This is a genomic window from Micromonospora sp. NBC_00362 (genome assembly GCF_026342155.1).
GTDB classification, from domain to species: Bacteria; Actinomycetota; Actinomycetes; order Mycobacteriales; family Micromonosporaceae; genus Micromonospora; species Micromonospora hortensis.
The window spans coordinates 519,532-535,748 of the sequence record NZ_JAPENH010000001.1; the positions used below are offsets into that span (position 1 = coordinate 519,532).

The window sequence follows — 16,217 nt, forward strand, 5'->3', positions numbered from 1 at the left end:
GAGGCTGTAGGTGCAAGCGGGGGATCGTGTCGGTGACCGGTACGAGTTGACGTATCCGGTCGGTCGCGGAGGAATGGGTCAGGTCTGGGCCGGCTTCGACGAGCGACTTGACCGGCCGGTGGCGATCAAGTTTCTCCGGCAGTTGGAGGTGCCGGAGGACGAGCGTGAGACGGCGGGCAAGCGCTTCCGGCGGGAGGCGAGAGCGACAGCCAGACTTGACCACCCCGGTGTGCCGGCCGTGCACGACCTGGGCATACACGGTGAAGATCTCTTCCTCGTCATGCAGCTCGTGCCGGGAATCGTCCTTGCCGACCACATCGCCGAGCAGGAACGACTGCCTGTCAGCGAGGCGGCGTCCATTGCCGCCCAGGTCTGTTCGGTGCTCGTGGCCGCCCACGCCGCCTCCCTGGTACATCGCGACCTGAAGCCCCAGAACCTCATGATCACCCCGGCGGGGGTGGTCAAGGTGCTCGATTTCGGTGTGGCGGCACTGCTCGGCCCGGCCGAAGCATCCCGACTCACCGTAACCGGGCGGACGCTCGGGACCCCCGCCTACATCGCACCCGAGCAGGCCCAGGGTGGCCCTGTCGGGCCTGCTGCCGATCTGTACGCCTTGGGCTGCATCCTCTTCGAGATGCTTGGCGGGAACCCTCCGTATGAGGCGGCAAACGCCCCGGACATGATGCGCCGTCATATCGATGCACCCATTCCCATCATCACCGAGTACCGATCGGACGTTCCCGATGACCTGGCGCACCTCATCTACTGCCTGCTGGCCAAGGACCCAGCGGAAAGACCAGCATCGGCCGGTGAGGTTCGTCAGCTCCTGATGCCTTTCCTCGACGACGGCGACTCTCCGGGGCTATTGGCCGCCCGAACGGACAACACGCTCTCCAGCACCGCACCGCACACCGCCCCCGTACCGGTTCCGCCGCAAAGATCCCCGCAGAACCTGGTGGAGTTGCGGGCGCAGGCGAGGGAACTCGCCGAGAACGAGCGTTTCGTGCAGGCAGCCGAGACGTTGGAGCGGGCCCTCCGCAAGGTGCCGCAAGGTGGCGAGGGGATCACTGCCGAGATCGTGGCGCTACGAGTGGATCTCGCGAACCTCTTGATGCTCGCAGGTGACTTCCGGCAGGCCCGTCACGCGTTCGCGGCGCTGGCCCGGGACCTCGATCAGTCGGACGAGGAGCAGGATCTTGTCGAGGAGTGCCGACACCAGGTGATGGCCTGCCAGCTTGAGATGGGCGAATCCGCCGACGCCACCGGTCCGCTCTCAATCTGCTAACTCACCCGGAGCAGTCTCCGCCCCGTCCTGGCAGCCTTCCGCCAACCGCTACAGCTCACGATCGGTCCAAGCCTTCGGGTATCCCCGCGCTCTATCGTTCCACCCCGCAACACGGAATCACCCGCTCCTGCAACTCACCTGAATTGCAGCAAAGAAAGTCAGTGCAGACCGGTGAAATCACTGCCCGAGACATTGCGTCTCGGCTGCCACCCATCGCAGGCTGATACCAGCACGGCGGCCGGCCGGTCCCCCCGAACGGCCGCCGTGCTTCCCCGAACAACCCTCGCTGAGCAGCCGTGATGCCGTACCGCTGAGAGAAGCTGCGCTGTCAGGGCGGGGTGTGTCTGCCGCACCGGATGAGCGAGCCGGCCCCCCCCTGTCCACGATCAGGAAGGTGGATGGACATGGAGGCTCGCAACCAGCGACCAACCCCAGCCGGCGGTGGCGCTGCCTACCGCTCCGCCGCGTACACAAGTCTGCTGCCGTGGCAGGTGCGTGAGCGCCGCTTCGCGCCGACCCGGCTCGGGCGTCGCGGTCTGAACCGCGACGACGTGTACGCCTTCCTCGACCGGGTCGCCGTCGACATGGTCGCCGTCTACGCCGCCCTCGCCGAGAGCCGTCGCGAGACGGCCCGGATCAAGGCCGGGCTGCGTCGCTGGCAGACCGATCAGGCCCGCGCCCGCAACGAGCGGGACCAGAGCCGATGAGTCAGCGGTACATCATCCACCTGCCCGTCGTTGCCACTGACCTGCCCGCCGCGCAGCGCCTCGCCCGGGTCATCGGCCGCCCGATGCTGGTGCTGCCGATGGCCGACCCGGGCGAGACCACCGTCTCCGAGGAGGACCATCAGCTCGTCCGGTACCGGGTCTTCTGCGATCTGCGGCTGCCCGGCGGCCGGCGCTGCCTGCTCGGCGACGGCCACGACGGCGCCTGCGCCCGGCGGCTATGGAGGTGAAGAACCGCTTGGGAGTCGAGGGGCCGAGCACCCGACCCGAGGAATGCGAAACGGTGTCTGATTATGGACAACTGCCGGAATCGACGCCGCTGGTTGGCCTATCGACGCAAAACATGTCGTCATCGGCGTCACCTAGTCCTTAGTGGAATGAATGTCAGGCGTACGGCCAGCCGGTGGGCAGCCTTTGCCTGATTGTGTTGCTCGACTGACGGTCGCACCGTAACGGGCGGGCCCAACGTGATCGCGGCAAGCGAGACGAGTGGTGGGTTGTCCGACGGGAGAGGGAACGGATGCAGCCGGGACGGTTGTGGGTGGAGCTGTGGCAGTTGCTCGCGGTGACGCCAGGTCAGAACAAGCGGCAACTGCTCGCCGGGCTGCATCGCCTCGGACGGGCTGAGCTGACCACGACGGATGTCAACCGGACGCTGTACGCCAGGCCGGCGACCTTCGATCATGACGACGCCACGCCACCACGTTGGCGACTGACTGCGGCAGCGGTACGGAGCGGGGCAGCAATTCCTTCTCCGGCACCGCGGGCACTACCCAGGTGTTACGTCGGCAAGGATCCGCGATCCTGGCAGACCGAGGCGTTCGATGCGTGGGTGAGCAATGGCCGCCGAGGCGTGGTGGAGGCTGTCACCGGCACCGGCAAGACCACCGTGGGGGTACTGGCGGCCGCGGCGGCGCTGGATGCCGGCGAGAGGGTGCTGGTGCTCGTCCCCGGGCGTGAATTGCTAGACCAGTGGTACGAGGTCTTACGGAGCAGTCTCCAGGGTGCCCGCGTGGGTCGGCAGGGGGACGGCCATGCCGACGAACTCACCGATCACTCGGTCGTGATCGCCATCGTCAACTCCGCAGCGAAGTACGAGATGCTGCCGCCGGGTATGCCGGGCCTGCTGGTCGCCGACGAGGTACACCGGTATGGGGCGCGGTACTTCGCCCAGGCTCTCGAGCCGGCTTTCGGCGCTCGGCTCGGCTTGACCGCGACGTACGAGCGTGATGACAACGGGTTGTCCGAGCACCTCACGCCGTACTTCGGCGACGTGGTGGCGGGCTGCACCTACGACCGCGGCCTTGCCGACGAGATCCTGGCGCCGTTCCGTATCGCCTTCGTGAAAGTTGACTTCAGCACCGACGAGCAGGAGGCCCATGACGAGCACGACAGGCGGGTGCGGACGTTCCGGCGCCGCCTGATCCTCGACCACGGCTGCCCGGCGGAGCCGTTTGGTGAGTTCATGGCGTCCGTCAACCATCTTCGTGAAGGCGGCAGCGGCAACTCGCGTGCGGCCTGGGACGCACGAGGCTACCTGGATGCCTTCAGCAAACGTCGTCAGGTGCTGGCCGACTGTCGGAACAAGCACGAAGCACTCGCCATGTTGGTGCCGGTGTTGGCCACGGCGGAGCGCGGGTTGGTGTTCGGCGAGACCAAGAGCAGCGCGGTGCGCGCGGCGGGCATCCTGCGGGCGAACGGTGTGCGGGCGATGGAACTCACCAGCGGCATGGATTCCCTGACACGCAAGCAGCGCTTGGCGGCGTTCAAGGACGGGCAGATACAGGTGTTGAGCGCTCCGAAAATCCTGGACGAGGGAATCGACGTCCCGCAGGCGGACGTCGGCGTCATGATGGCCGGCAGCCGAAGTAAGCGCCAGATGATTCAGCGCATGGGTCGGGTCATCCGCCCCAAGGTAGACCGGCGCGCGGCTACATTCGTCATCCTGTACGTCAAAGGCACAGCCGAGGATCCGGAGGCCGGTGCTCACGAAGGCTTTCTTGAGCAGGTCAGCGATGTCGCCCAAGAGACCGAATGGTTCGACAGGTCAGCCGCTGGCGCGGACCTGCTCGCCTGGCACCTCTGGGGCAGGCTGGCGACCCAGCCCGCCGGCTCCCGGCTCTGACCGTCGTCGGCTGACGCCGCATCGGCGACGCATGGTCGGCTGCGGCTCGAAGGCAGCCGGTAATGTCGTCGGTGCCCCTGGACTAGTACTCAGGAGGTCCACCCCGTGCAGCGGTTCGCCTTCACCGACAGCTCTTCTAGGAGAATTGCGACATCCAAGAGCAAATCAGGGCTGGCGTGCGCAAGGCGATGGACAAGTCTCAGCTGCTCACTATCGCCGAGCAGCGCCCCTTCCTGCCGTCTGTTTTCGACCCTCAGTAGGGAAAGGACCTCGCAATGCCTGCCGCCGACTACGCTGCCTGCAAGTACAGCATCACCCTGCAGACGGGCGATTTGGTCGTCCTGCATGTACTCCGTGCACTGGCACAGCATTGCTATCAGGGACGGCACCCGCAGATCTCGTGGGGAGGTACGACCGCCAACTCTTGGCGCCTCAGCGGTGGAAGGGCGACCCTCCGCTTCAAAGCGCCTGCTGAGCGGAGCCTGTTCCTCAAGGAAGCTGAGCGTCTTCTGCCATATGGGATCTGGAAAGTGGAGGGTACAAGCGACAATGACCCCGCGTCCCCCCAGCGGAGATGACCAACTGACTCCGTGAAGGTGACGGTGGATCGTCGGCGGAATTGCGACACGAGCCCTGGATGTTGAGGAGACGGAATTCGGGGCCTACGAAGCGTCCAGCTTGATGGCGTGCGTCCAAAGCGCGACGTCGAGAGCCCGTAGGGCGAGTCTCGAATGTCGACTCTGCTTCCGCCCTCCTCTGCCAGGTCGGCGCCTCTTGGTACGGCCGCCGAGCGGCGCTGTACTGGTTGCGATGGTGCTCATCATCAAGTAGACGGCGGGCGGCGGCTGGGCGCAGCCGGACGCTGAGCAATGTCACAGCGAACAGGTCGGCAGCCGTGATCTGCCCCGGCTCGTTCGGTAAAACGGTCCTGTAGGTCGCCCCGGCGAAGTTGCCCGTCGGGTCGTAGTAGCGGCTGAGCAGGTGTCGCACCAGAGCGAGACGTACCCGGCATTGGCTGCGGGCCGTGCCGTGAAGACGATCCGTAGGGTCCGCTGCCCGCAGTTCGGGCAGGCAAGATCTGACGCCGCTGGCAGCGCACGGTAGACGACGTCGTACGCCGTCTGCCACTCATCAAAGGTGGCCATCGCGCTGCACCACCTGATCGGCCCGGAGCGTGACCATGGCGACGGTGCGGCCATCGGTGTCGGCAAACTCGACTTCGTACATAGGCGGGGAGCCGTCGAAGACGTCAACGACGCTTCCTACCGCGCCCGCAGACAGTTGTTCACTCGGCCGGGGCTCTCGGAGCTCGACCACGTCATACAGCTTCAACGCGTCATCCTTCCTGGCGGGAACTGGTGATCGTGCGGTCGGCGGCAGAGCCGCGGGGTCGCATTGGCTACCCAGGGTCGTGCGTCTCGGGAAACCCTGCGGAATAGGTGGCGTCCACCAACTCCTGAAGATTGCGGATGACGTTGACCTTGTGCTCGGTCTCCGGCAGTTGCTGCTCGCCAGCCGTCACCAGCCCGTTGCGCCAGTGGCTGACGATCTCCCGCTGTGTTACAGCGGGCAAGTCGTCGATCCACAACGACCCGAGGTCCGCGATCTTGCACTTTCTGTCGCGACAAATGACGCAAAGACCCGCATCTCGACGACCGAAAGTGCAAGATCGGCGCAGCCGGGGGCGGCATCCGTATCATCTCGGCATGACGCGGTTCAGTCGGCGGGCGGTGTTGCTGGCTGGCAGTGGGCTGCTCGTTGGCTGTTCGCGGCGGCCCGAGGCGGACCCGGTCCACCTGCGACTGGCGACCGGGCCGGCGGGGGCGGTCTACCGGCGGATCGGCGGAGCGCTGGCCGAGCACATCTCCGCGCAGGTGCCGGGTGTCACTGTGACCACAGTGCCGAGCGGGGCGTCCACCGACAACATCCGAATGCTGCGGGCCGGTGAGGTGCACCTGGGGCTGACCAGCCTGGACGCGCTGATCACCAGCGACGGCAGTGCGCCCGGAGGGCTGTCGGCGATCTGCCGGCTCTACGACAGTCATCTGCATCTCGTGGTCATGGCCGGTTCGGCGATGGGCGAGTTTCGGGACCTTGAGGGCAAGCGGGTGTCCCTCGGTGCCCACGACTCCGGCACGGAATTCACGTCGTTGCGGGTCCTGAGGCTCGGCCCGCTCAAAGCCGACGGCCGGAACCTCAGCCAGGCCGAGTCGGCGGCGGCACTGCGCGACGGGACGATCGACGCGATGTTCTCGCTGACCGGCGTCCCTACGCCCGCCATCACCGAGTTGGCGCAGCGGCACCCGATCCGGTTGATTCCGTTGGACGCGCAGGCGGACGGGCTCTTCACGGCGTACCCGGGGCCCTACGCCCCGGCCATGATCCACGCGGCTGCGTACGACGGCGTCCCGGCGACGCGTACCGTCGCCGTACCGAACGTGTTGCTGGCGCGCGACGACCTGCCTGACGACCTGGTCTATTCCATCACCGACACGGTCTTCCGGCACACCGGGGCGATCACCTCCGCTGGTCGCGATGGCGCCGAGGCCCTTCCGGAGGCGTGGCAGATCAACGTGCGTACCGGGATCTCCACCGCGTCGGTCCCGCTCCACCCGGGTGCGGCGGCCTGGTTCCGCGACCGCAAACGCTGACGCCGCAACAGGGGCCGGAGCGTCAGACCGACGCGGACGCGTCGGACGGTGAGGCAACCTGGGGAGCGACCGGCAACACCACCACCGCGGCGAGCCCGTGCCCGGAGCCGTCCGGACGCGGCAGGCCCTCCTCCAGCCGCAGCTCACCCCCGGCCGTCCCGATGAGGTCGGCGCAGATCGCCAGGCCCAGCCCGGTCCCGGACACGTTCTGGTGCCGAGGTGAGCGCCAAAAGCGTTGCAACGCCTGGGCCCGCTCGGATGCGTCGATGCCTTGACCATCGTCGCGGACGGCGACCGTGACCACGGCTGCGTCGCCCGCGCTAACCGGTGTCACCGGGAGACCAGCACCACCGGCGGGGACGACCTGTGCGGTCACCTGCACGGCCTGCGCGTCGGACAGCCGTAACGCGTTGCTGATCAGCTCGTCCAGGATGCTGCCCAGACCGCCGGGCGGCTCCAACAACCGCAACCCCGGGGGTACGTCGACAGTCAGGCTCTGCCCGGCCGTGGCCGTCAGGGCACGCCACCGGTCCACCCGGGTCGCCAGCACCTCGTCGAGGTCCACCGGCGATGCCGTGCGCAGGCTCTCCATCCGCGCGCTGGCCTGCAGCGAGTTCAGCATCCGCTGCATCGCCTTCAGCTCGTCGACGGCGACGTCGTACACCTGCTGTCCGTCGCCGTCGGACCGCAGGTGTGGTGCGAGGCTCTCCACCGCGAGCCGGAGGCTGGTCAACGGGTTGCGTAGCTGGTGTGACGCGTCGGAGACGAAGGCGCGCTGTCGCTGGGCGGCGTTCTCGACGGCGTCCATCATGGTGTTGAACGACCGCGCCAGCCGCCGCAGTTCGATGGGGCCGGCCTCGGCGTCGGCGCGGATGGTCAGGTCGCCCTCGGAGATCCGTGAGGTCGCCGCGTCGAGTTTCCGCACCGGGCGCAGCACCCACGCCGACACCGGCCAGGCGACGGCCGTCAGCGCGAGCAACGGCAGCAGCCCGAGCCCGGCCAGCCGGGCCCAGCGTACGAGGATCAGCTCGCGCGTCCGGGACAGGTCGGAGATCGTCACCACCGCGCCGACGACCTCGCTGTCCCGGCCGACCGGCTCCGCCACGACGAGTGCGGAGTCGTCCCACGGCGCCCACTCCCAGGACGGTTCGGAGCGCGCGCCGGCAAGCGCCGCGGTGACGATCCGGGGCAACGCCGCCTCGGCGCGCGCCGCCTTCTGGTACTCGTCGGCCGGTCCGAGCAGCACCGCGCCCGACGTGTCGATCAGCGCGACCGGGATGCCGTAGAGCTCGTGGTACCGCGTCAGCTCCTGCTGTAACGCCTCGGTACGGCCGGTCGACAGCGCGGTTTCGGCCAGTGAGGCGAACCGGCCGACGTCGTTGAGTCGGTTGACGTACGTCTCCTGCATCTCCCGTTCGGCGACTGTGATGCTGAGCGGCACCCCGAGCGCCGCGACGAGCAGCACGGCGAGGGGGACCAGGACGACGAGCAGCCGGCGGTGCACGCGGTCAGCCGATCAGCTCCGGCTGGTCGGCCAGCAGCCGATAGCCGACGCCGTGGACGGTCCGGATGACCACGTCCGGCCCGAGCTTGTGCCGCAGCGCCGCGATGTGGGTGTCCAGGGTGCGGCTGGACGACTCCCAGGTCGCGCCCCAGATCTGGTCGAGGATGACGTCACGGCTCACCACGTTGGGTGCCCGCCGGGCCAGGAGCAGGAGTAGTTCGAACTCCTTACGGGTCAACGGCACGAGCGCGCCGTCGACGGTGACCTCGCGGGTGCCGACGCCGATCCGCATCGGGCCGAGGACGAGCGGCTCGTCGGTCTGGCCCAGAGCGCGAGCGGCCCGGGTGCGCCGCAGGACGGCGTCGATCCGGGCGAGCAACTCGGGGATGCCGAACGGTTTGACGATGTAGTCGTCGGCGCCGGCGCGCAGGCCACGAACCCGCTCGTGCTCCTCGGACCGCGCGGTCACCGCGATGACGGCGGTCTGCGGCTGGTCACGTAGCTTGCGGATCAGGTCGAGCCCGTCGCCGTCGGGGAGACCCAGGTCGACGAGGACCACGTCGGACGGAGCGGCGCGCTCGGCCTCCGCGGCGGTGGCGACACGGTGAACCTCGAAGCCCGCCTGGGTCAGGACGGTCACCAGGCCCCGCGCCACGCGGTCGTCATCCTCGATGACGGTTATCCGCATACCGGCGAAGTGTACGGCCCGGATCGGTGCTCGTGCCGGCCCGGGTTCTTGGGATTTTTCTGACACCATCCGGGCCCCGACCAGCCGAGACTGGGGGCCACTGACGCGCCGAGGGATGTCCATGCGTTGATAGGGAGGTCGCCGTATGCGAACGACCAGCAGGTACCGGGCCACCGCGCGGCTGATCGCCGCGATCGGTGTCGTCTCGCTCGCCGCCGCCTGTTCGGGTAACGGGGGTGCCGCCGGCGGAGGGGACGCCGCGAACTATCCGGACGAGAACATCACTATCGTCGTGCCGTTCAGCGCGGGTGGCCCGACGGACACTGTCACCCGGATGATCGCCGGGCCGATGGCCGCGAAGCTCGGCGGCAAGATCGTCGTCCAGAACGTCGAGGGTGCCGGCGGCACTGTCGGCGCCGGCGATGTCGCGCGGGCCAAGCCGGACGGCTACACGGTGCTCATGCACCACATCGGCATGTCGACGGCGCCCGCCCTCTACAAGAGCCTGGGCTACAAGCCCCTGGAGGACTTCGAGACGGTCGGGCTCGTCACCGAGGTGCCGATGACGATCGTCGCGCGTAAGGACTTCGCGCCCGCGACGCTGCAGGACCTGGTGACCCACGTGAAGGCGAACGCCGACAAGGTCACGCTGGCCAACGCCGGTATCGGCGCGGCGTCGCACCTGTGCGGTCTGCTGTTCCAGAGCACCACCGGTGTGAAGCTTCAGGAGGTTCCGTACCAGGGCACCGGACCCGCGCTGACCGACCTCGTCGGTGGCCAGGTCGACTTCATGTGCGACCAGACGACAAACACCAGCGGCCAGATCGCCGCGGGAAAGGTGAAGGCGTACGCGGTCACCACACCCGAGCGCGTCAAGAGCCTTCCCGACCTGCCGACCACCACCGAGGCCGGGTTGCCGCAGCTGACGGTCAGCGTGTGGCACGGTCTCTACGTTCCGGCCGACACACCGCCGGAGATCGTGCAGAAGCTGTCCGAGGCGTTGAAGGTGGCACTGGCCGACCAGGCGGTCATCGACCAGATGGCCAAACTCGGCACCGCGCCGGTCCCGGCCCAGGACGCGACCCCGGACGCGCACCGGGCAAAGCTCGACGAGCAGCTCGGCACCTGGGCGAAGATCATTGCCGACTCCGGGGTGAAGGTCTCCTGAGGTGGAGCGCCGACGGTCGTTCCCGGACGTCCTCGCCGGGGGGATCTTCGTCCTGATCGGTGGCGCATTCGTGGTGGGGGCGCTCGGCTACGAGCTGGGCACCCCGACCCGGATGGGCCCAGGCGCCTTCCCGCTGCTGGTCGGCGCGGCAGTCGTCGCGCTGGGCCTGGCGATCGCCGGCAAGGGCCTCGTCGCCGGTGAGGTGATCTCGTTCGGGCCGATCCCGTGGCGCGCGGTCGCCGTCATCGTGCTCGCGGTCCTGTTCTTCGGGTTCACCATCCGGCGACTCGGGTTCGTACCGACGACGGCGGTGACCGCACTGCTCACCACCCTGGCCAGCGCCCGCGTACGGCTGCTCACGGCGGTGGCTGTGGCCGCCGGGCTGACAGTTGCCAGCACGCTCATCTTCGTCGTCGGACTTCAGCTGCGGATCCCGCTGTGGGGCCCCTGGCTGGGCTTCTGACGCGGCATCCGGATTGAGGCATGGAACTCCTCGACAACCTCGCGCTGGGCTTCTCGACGGCCCTGCTGGTCCAGAACGTCCTCTACTGCTTCGTGGGAGTGCTGCTCGGGACCGCTGTCGGTGTGCTGCCCGGCATCGGGCCCACGGCCACCGTGGCGATGCTGCTGCCGATCACGTTCAGCTTCGAACCGGTCACCGCGCTGATCATGCTGGCCGGCATCTACTACGGGGCACAGTACGGCGGCTCGACGACCGCCATCCTGATCAACCTGCCCGGTGAGTCGTCAGCGGCGGTCACCGCGCTGGACGGGCACGAGATGGCCCGCCAGGGCCGGGCCGGCCCCGCCCTGGCGGCCGCGGCGATCGGGTCCTTCGTCGCGGGTACGGTCGCCACCGTGGCGCTGGCCGCCGCGGCCCCGCCGTTGGCCAGTGTCGCGTTGAAGTTCGGCCCGGCCGACTACTTCTCACTCGTGCTGTTCGGCCTGATCGTGTCGATCGCGCTGGCACGGGGCACGGCGCTTAAGGCACTGGCGATGATCGCGCTCGGCGTGCTGCTCGGCACTGTCGGCCAGGACATCTACACCGGAACGCCCCGCTTCGTGTTCGAGCAGCGCGAGCTGTACGGCGGCATCGACTTCGTGTCGGTCGCCGTGGGCCTGTTCGGGGTGGCCGAGATCCTGCGCAACCTGGAGAACGAGCAGACCCGCACGGCAATCGTCAGCAAGGTGACCAACCTCTGGCCGACCCGCGAGGACCGGCGTCGCATCGTCGCCCCGATCCTGCGGGGCACCGGTCTCGGCGCCGCGCTCGGTGTGCTGCCCGGCGGCGGCCACGTGCTGGCCTCGTTCACCTCGTACGCCGTCGAGAAGCGCATTTCGAAGCGGCCGCAGGAGTTCGGGCGGGGCGCGATCGAGGGCGTCGCCGGCCCCGAGTCGGCGAACAACGCCGCCGCGCAGACGTCGTTCATTCCGCTGCTCACCCTGGGCCTGCCCGCCCACCCGGTGATGGCACTGATGATCGGCGCGTTCATCGTCCACGGCATCACCCCGGGCCCGAACGTCATCAACGACGAGCCGGCGCTGTTCTGGGGCCTGATCGCGTCGATGTGGATCGGCAACGTGCTCCTGCTGCTGCTGAACCTGCCGCTGATCGGCCTCTGGGTGCGCATGCTGCGCATCCCGTACCAGGTGCTCTTTCCGATGATCATCCTGTTCGCCGCGATCGGCACCTACTCGCTGAACTCCAACGCGTACGACGTCTACGCCATCGCGTTCTTCGGGATCCTGGGCTACGTCCTGATCAAGTGCGGGTGCGAGCCGGCGCCCCTGCTGCTCGGCTTCGTCCTCGGCCCGCTGCTGGAGGAGAACCTGCGCCGGGCGCTCATCATCTCCCGCGGCGACCCGTCGGTCTTCGTGACCCGGCCGATCTCCGCGGCGCTGCTGGCCCTGGCGCTCGTCGCGCTCGTCGTCGCCGTCCTGCCGACGATCCGACGGCGCCGCGCCGTCGTCTTCGCGGAGGAGGAGTAGCAATCCGGACCACGTGACGGTCAGGTCGACGAAGATTGTTCCCGTGACGAGCGACAACACGCCCCGGGGCTGGACCAGCCGGACCGTCTGGGACAGGCGGTTCAACGCCCCGTTGCGCTCGTTCCTGCGTACCGAGACCGGCGGCGCGCGGGTGGTACTGATCGCCGCGGTGGTGGCTCTGGTCTGGGCCAACCTGCACGTGTCGTCGTACGAGTCGGTCTGGGAGACCTCCTTCTCGATCCAGCTCGGCGACTGGCGCGTGTCACACGACGTGCGTTTCTGGGTCAACAGCGGGCTCATGACGTTCTTCTTCCTGGTCGCTGGGCTGGAGCTGCGCCGCGAGTTCGACATCGGCGAGTTGCGGGAGCGGCGTCGCCTGGCGTTGCCGATGCTGGCCGGGGTCGGCGGCATGCTCGTACCGATCGCCATCTACCTCGCCATCAACGCCGGGCACACCACAGCGGCGGGCTGGGGCGCGGTGATGGCCACCGACACCGCGCTCGCGCTCGGCGCGCTGGCCGTCTTCGGGCCACGCTTCTCGGAACGGCTGCGGGGTTTCCTGCTGACCGTCGCCGTCGTCGACGATGTGGTAGCGATCGCGGTGCTGGCCATCGCGTACCCGCACCACCCCTCACTGACGGCGCTGATCGTCGCGGCGGCGATCTTCGGCGTCGTGCTGCTCGTCCGGGGCTGCGGGGTGCGGTTCGGCCCGGTCTACGCGCTGCTCGGGGTGGCGGCCTGGCTCGCCGTCTCGATGTCCGGTGTCGACCCGGTCGCTGTGGGTCTGGTGATGGGGTTGCTGACCTACGCCTACGCTCCCGGCCGAGGCGACCTGCAGCGGGCCAGCGACCAGTTCCGCCTCTTCCGGGAACAACCCACCCCGCAACTGGCCCGGATGGCCCGAGCCGGGCTCACCTCGGCGCTGTCGCCGAACGAGCGGTTGCAGACGCTCTACCACCCGTTGGCGAGCTACGTGGTGGTACCACTGTTCGCGCTGGCCAACGTCGGCATCGTGATCGACGGCGACCTGCTGGCCCGGGCCGTGACCTCTCCGGTCACGGTCGGCGTCGTGGTCGCGTACGTCGTCGGCAAGCCGGCCGGGATCGTGGCCACCGCGTGGCTGGTGACCCGGCTCAGCGGTAACCGGTTCCGGCCGCCCGTCGGGTGGGTCGCCGTCGCGGGGGTCGGCACGATCTCCGGCATCGGGTTCACCGTCGCGCTCCTGATCGCCACCCACGCCCTGAGCGGCCCGGCCCTGGACGAGGCGAAGTTCGGCATCCTCGTGGCGACGCTCGGCGCGTCAGTCGTCACCTGGCTGGTGTTCCGCGCCGTCGGCCGGCTCTCGCCGGCGCGGCGGACGCGTGCGCTGCTGGGCGTCACCGAGGGGATCGTCGACCTGATGCTGCCGGTCGATCCGGATCGCGACCACATGCGGGGGTCGCTCGATGCGCCGGTGACGGTGGTGGAGTACGGCGACTTCGAGTGCCCCTACTGCGGGCAGGCCGAGCCGGTGGTCCGAGAGTTGCTGGCGGACTTCGCCAACGTCCGGTACGTCTGGCGGCACCTGCCGCTCACCGACGTCCACCCGCATGCTCAACTCGCGGCCGAGGCCGCCGAGGCGGCGGGGGAGCAGGGCGCGTTCTGGGAGATGCACGATCTGCTGCTCGCCCACCAGGACGCTCTCAATCCCACTGACGTGCTCGGTTACGCCGAACAGCTCGGCCTGGACCTGGACGGGTTCCGCGAGCACATGGTGAAGCGGATGGGCGTGGACCGGATCGCCGAGGACGTCGACTCCGCCGACCTCAGCGGCGTCACCGGCACCCCGACCTTCTTCATCAACGGCCGGCGGCACCACGGCGCGTACGACATCGCCGCGCTCTCGGCGGCGGTGAAGTCGGCGTTCGCCAGCGCGAAGCTCCGCCCCGAGTACCACCCTCGGGACCCCGGCCGCCGCGAGGCCGGTCCGGCGAGCTGACCGCGTGGCCGTCACCGCGCCATGCGGTCGACGAGCGCACCGGTCACCTCCCGGCGCCCTCCGACAGTCGCGGCGTCGCCGGATCAACGGCGTCCGCCGCCGTGACTGCCGAGCCCGCCTCCGCGTCGCGGGGTGCGGAGGTGTTGGCCGGCTCCTTTGGAGCTGAATCGTTTGCGACATCACCGGCGGCGCTGCCGGCCGAGGGCTTTCCGGGGCGCGGCCGGGAGGGGGACAATCCGCGACCTCGACCTGATCATCCGCTCCGCCGCCTTCCAGCCGGCAGGAAGAAGCGGCAGGCATTCGGTCTGATTCGTTTGCGGCATCAGCTCCAAAGGCAGCGCGCCATCCCATACAGTCCCGCAGTCCCGCAGCCCAGGGCCCCGCAGCCCAGGGCCCCGCAGCCCAGGGCCCCGCAGCCCAGGGCCCCGCAGCCCCGCAGCCCCGGGCCGCGGGGCCCGCGCCCACAGCCCTCGGGGCCGGCACGCTTCAGCCCTCCAGGCCTCAGCCCTGCCCGCCTCAGCCCTGCCCGCCTCAGCCCTGCCCGCCTCAGCCCCGCCCGCCCCGGCCCTGCCCGCCGGGGGCCCCGCAGCGCGCGCGGCCCCGGGCGCCCCCGGGGCGTTCAGGTGACCGGGAGGGCGGCGAGCCGGTTGGCGCGGCGGCCCGCGACGGCCACGACGACAGCGAGGGCCAGGGCGATCAGGAAGAAGACGTCCGCGCCGGTGAAGGCCGCGTGGAAGCCCGCCGTCGGGTCGGTGGCGGAGCTGGCGCGGGTGTACGCGATGGTGAGGATCGCGATGCCGAGCGAGCCGCCGAGTTGGTGGGCGACGTTGACGAGGCCGGACGCGGCGCCGGCGTCCTGTGGTTCGACTCCGGCGACGCCGCCCTGGGTCATCAGGATGATGGCGATGCCCTGGCCGATTCCGATCACCAGCAGGGGCAGTAGCACGTCCGGGAAGTAGCTGGAGCCGGTCGAGATGCGCGACAGCCACGCCATGCCGGCGAGCGCGAGCACGAGGGACGCCACCAGCAGGATGGGGCGGCCGAGCCGGTTCTGCAGGGGCCGGATGGCGTACACCATGGCGAAGAACATGCCGGTGATGGGCACGTACGCGAAGCCGGTCTGGAGGGCGCTGAGGTGCAGCACCTCCTGGAGGTACTGGCTGAGGAAGTAGAAGGTGGAGAAGGTGGCGCCGACGATGAGGATCCGCCCGGCGTACGCCCCGGAGCGCTCCAGGCTGCGGAAGAGTCGCAGTGGGGTGATGGGCTGTGGTGCCCGGTGTTCGATCAGCACGAAGGCGGTCAGCAGGACGGCGCCGAGACCCAACGAGACAACGGTCCCCGGTGCGCTCCAGCCGGCGGCTGCGGCCTGGATGAAGCCGTACACCAGGGCGGTCATGCCGCCGGTGGAGGTCAGCGCCCCGCCAAGGTCGAACGCACCGGCGCGGCGTTCGGTCTCGACCAGGAACCGTGGTGCGAGCAGCGCGATGGCGATGCCGATCGGCACGTTGACGAGCATTCCCCAGCGCCAGGAGAGCAGGTCGGTGAAGACGCCGCCGATGACGATGCCGACGCTGCCGCCGGCGCCGATGACCGCGCTGTAGAGGGCGATCACCTTGGCTCGGGCCGCCGGTTGGGGGTGGTCGGCGACCAGTAGCGCGAGCGTGGAGGGCACCGCGAGCGCGGCGGCGAGGCCCTGCACGACGCGGGCGGTGATCAGCCAGCTGCCGCTCGGGGCGAGGCCGGCGGCGAGGGACGCCGCGGTGAACAGGGCGATCCCGGCGAGGAAGACGCGGCGGCGGCCGAGCAGGTCACCGGCTCGGGCGCCGAGCAGGAGCAGTCCGCCGAATGCCAGGACGTAGGCGTTCTGCACCCAGGAGAGCCCGGACGGGGAGAAGCCGAACTGCCGCTGCACGTGCGGCAACGCGGTCGTGATGATCGAGGTGTCCAGCGTCATCATCAGCTGCGAGCCGAGGATGAGCGCCAGGGCGATCCCGCGACGGGGAGCGGGCATGGTCCGCCTTCTTTCGGGCTAGACTGATAGGAGACCTCCGAATAAGTGGAGGCGTGCTATCACTCTAGTGATAGTCGGCCTCCGGTTGCTAGC

Annotated in this window: 15 protein-coding genes; 9 read left to right on the forward strand and 6 right to left on the reverse strand. The window is 69.2% G+C overall.

Features of this window, described 5'->3' with window-relative positions:
* The first annotated feature begins 10 nt into the window (after window positions 1–10).
* From OG992_RS02260 to OG992_RS02275, 4 genes are all read left to right on the forward strand, one after another.
* Window positions 11–1,285 carry a serine/threonine-protein kinase gene (locus tag OG992_RS02260; RefSeq protein WP_266302174.1) on the forward strand — a complete coding sequence of 425 codons (1,275 nt, stop codon included), beginning with the start codon at window positions 11–13 and terminating at the stop codon, window positions 1,283–1,285.
* 398 nt (window positions 1,286–1,683) lie between these two features.
* A complete protein-coding gene (locus OG992_RS02265; protein ID WP_266302175.1) occupies window positions 1,684–1,992 on the forward strand; it encodes a DivIVA domain-containing protein in 309 nt (102 codons plus the stop codon).
* Window positions 1,989–2,240 carry a hypothetical protein gene (locus OG992_RS02270; protein WP_266302176.1) on the forward strand — a complete coding sequence of 84 codons (252 nt, stop codon included), beginning with the start codon at window positions 1,989–1,991 and terminating at the stop codon, window positions 2,238–2,240. Before OG992_RS02265 ends, OG992_RS02270 begins: the two co-directional genes overlap by 4 nt.
* Window positions 2,241–2,551: 311 nt before the next feature.
* Window positions 2,552–4,135: a DEAD/DEAH box helicase gene (locus tag OG992_RS02275; protein WP_266302177.1), complete on the forward strand. Its 1,584-nt coding sequence runs from the start codon at window positions 2,552–2,554 to the stop codon at window positions 4,133–4,135.
* Between the two features lie 489 nt (window positions 4,136–4,624).
* Here OG992_RS02275 and OG992_RS33895 read toward each other — a convergent pair whose 3' ends face one another.
* The 3 genes from OG992_RS33895 to OG992_RS02285 all read right to left on the reverse strand — a co-directional run bounded on the left by OG992_RS33895 (window position 4,625) and on the right by OG992_RS02285 (window position 5,708).
* Complete coding sequence (locus OG992_RS33895) at window positions 4,625–5,263, reverse strand: DUF6308 family protein (protein ID WP_353962151.1); 639 nt, start codon at window positions 5,261–5,263, stop codon at window positions 4,625–4,627.
* A 3-nt stretch (window positions 5,264–5,266) separates the two neighbouring features.
* Window positions 5,267–5,467: a DUF4926 domain-containing protein gene (locus OG992_RS02280; protein ID WP_266302178.1), complete on the reverse strand. Its 201-nt coding sequence runs from the start codon at window positions 5,465–5,467 to the stop codon at window positions 5,267–5,269.
* 67 nt (window positions 5,468–5,534) lie between these two features.
* Window positions 5,535–5,708: a hypothetical protein gene (locus OG992_RS02285; protein WP_266302179.1), complete on the reverse strand. Its 174-nt coding sequence runs from the start codon at window positions 5,706–5,708 to the stop codon at window positions 5,535–5,537.
* Between the two features lie 133 nt (window positions 5,709–5,841).
* Between OG992_RS02285 and OG992_RS02290 the strand changes: the two genes are divergently transcribed.
* Complete coding sequence (locus OG992_RS02290; protein WP_266302180.1) at window positions 5,842–6,786, forward strand: TAXI family TRAP transporter solute-binding subunit; 945 nt, start codon at window positions 5,842–5,844, stop codon at window positions 6,784–6,786.
* A gap of 22 nt (window positions 6,787–6,808) precedes the next feature.
* Here OG992_RS02290 and OG992_RS02295 read toward each other — a convergent pair whose 3' ends face one another.
* Complete coding sequence (locus OG992_RS02295; RefSeq protein ID WP_238686979.1) at window positions 6,809–8,290, reverse strand: HAMP domain-containing sensor histidine kinase; 1,482 nt, start codon at window positions 8,288–8,290, stop codon at window positions 6,809–6,811.
* A gap of 4 nt (window positions 8,291–8,294) precedes the next feature.
* Window positions 8,295–8,978 carry a response regulator transcription factor gene (locus OG992_RS02300; RefSeq protein WP_266302181.1) on the reverse strand — a complete coding sequence of 228 codons (684 nt, stop codon included), beginning with the start codon at window positions 8,976–8,978 and terminating at the stop codon, window positions 8,295–8,297.
* Window positions 8,979–9,123: 145 nt separating this feature from the next.
* On the opposite strand from OG992_RS02300, the gene OG992_RS02305 reads away from it, so the two are divergent.
* Genes OG992_RS02305 through OG992_RS02320 form a run of 4 tightly spaced genes read left to right on the forward strand, consistent with a single transcriptional unit; the run spans window position 9,124 to window position 14,113 of the window.
* Window positions 9,124–10,146, forward strand: coding sequence for a tripartite tricarboxylate transporter substrate-binding protein (locus OG992_RS02305; protein WP_238686981.1), 1,023 nt, complete (start codon window positions 9,124–9,126; stop codon window positions 10,144–10,146).
* A 1-nt stretch (window position 10,147) separates the two neighbouring features.
* Window positions 10,148–10,609 carry a tripartite tricarboxylate transporter TctB family protein gene (locus tag OG992_RS02310; RefSeq protein ID WP_238686982.1) on the forward strand — a complete coding sequence of 154 codons (462 nt, stop codon included), beginning with the start codon at window positions 10,148–10,150 and terminating at the stop codon, window positions 10,607–10,609.
* A gap of 20 nt (window positions 10,610–10,629) precedes the next feature.
* Window positions 10,630–12,135 (forward strand): tripartite tricarboxylate transporter permease, encoded by a 1,506-nt coding sequence (locus OG992_RS02315; protein WP_238686983.1) that lies wholly within the window; start codon window positions 10,630–10,632, stop codon window positions 12,133–12,135.
* 43 nt (window positions 12,136–12,178) lie between these two features.
* The gene (locus tag OG992_RS02320) at window positions 12,179–14,113 is read left to right on the forward strand and encodes a Na+/H+ antiporter NhaA (RefSeq protein ID WP_238686984.1); all 1,935 of its coding nucleotides are present in this window, start codon (window positions 12,179–12,181) and stop codon (window positions 14,111–14,113) included.
* 619 nt (window positions 14,114–14,732) lie between these two features.
* Here the strand turns inward: OG992_RS02320 and OG992_RS02325 are convergent.
* Window positions 14,733–16,124 carry an MFS transporter gene (locus OG992_RS02325; RefSeq protein ID WP_266302182.1) on the reverse strand — a complete coding sequence of 464 codons (1,392 nt, stop codon included), beginning with the start codon at window positions 16,122–16,124 and terminating at the stop codon, window positions 14,733–14,735.
* Window positions 16,125–16,217: the final 93 nt, after the last annotated feature.

Coding starts and splice junctions, on each gene's coding strand:
- OG992_RS02265 (WP_266302175.1), top strand. CDS start 1,684: ATGGACATGGAGGCTCGCAACCAGCGACCAACCCCAGCCGGCGGTGGC.
- OG992_RS02270 (WP_266302176.1), top strand. CDS start 1,989: ATGAGTCAGCGGTACATCATCCACCTGCCCGTCGTTGCCACTGACCTG.
- OG992_RS02290 (WP_266302180.1), top strand. CDS start 5,842: ATGACGCGGTTCAGTCGGCGGGCGGTGTTGCTGGCTGGCAGTGGGCTG.
- OG992_RS02300 (WP_266302181.1), bottom strand. CDS start 8,978: ATGCGGATAACCGTCATCGAGGATGACGACCGCGTGGCGCGGGGCCTG.
- OG992_RS02305 (WP_238686981.1), top strand. CDS start 9,124: ATGCGAACGACCAGCAGGTACCGGGCCACCGCGCGGCTGATCGCCGCG.
- OG992_RS02315 (WP_238686983.1), top strand. CDS start 10,630: ATGGAACTCCTCGACAACCTCGCGCTGGGCTTCTCGACGGCCCTGCTG.
- OG992_RS02325 (WP_266302182.1), bottom strand. CDS start 16,124: ATGCCCGCTCCCCGTCGCGGGATCGCCCTGGCGCTCATCCTCGGCTCG.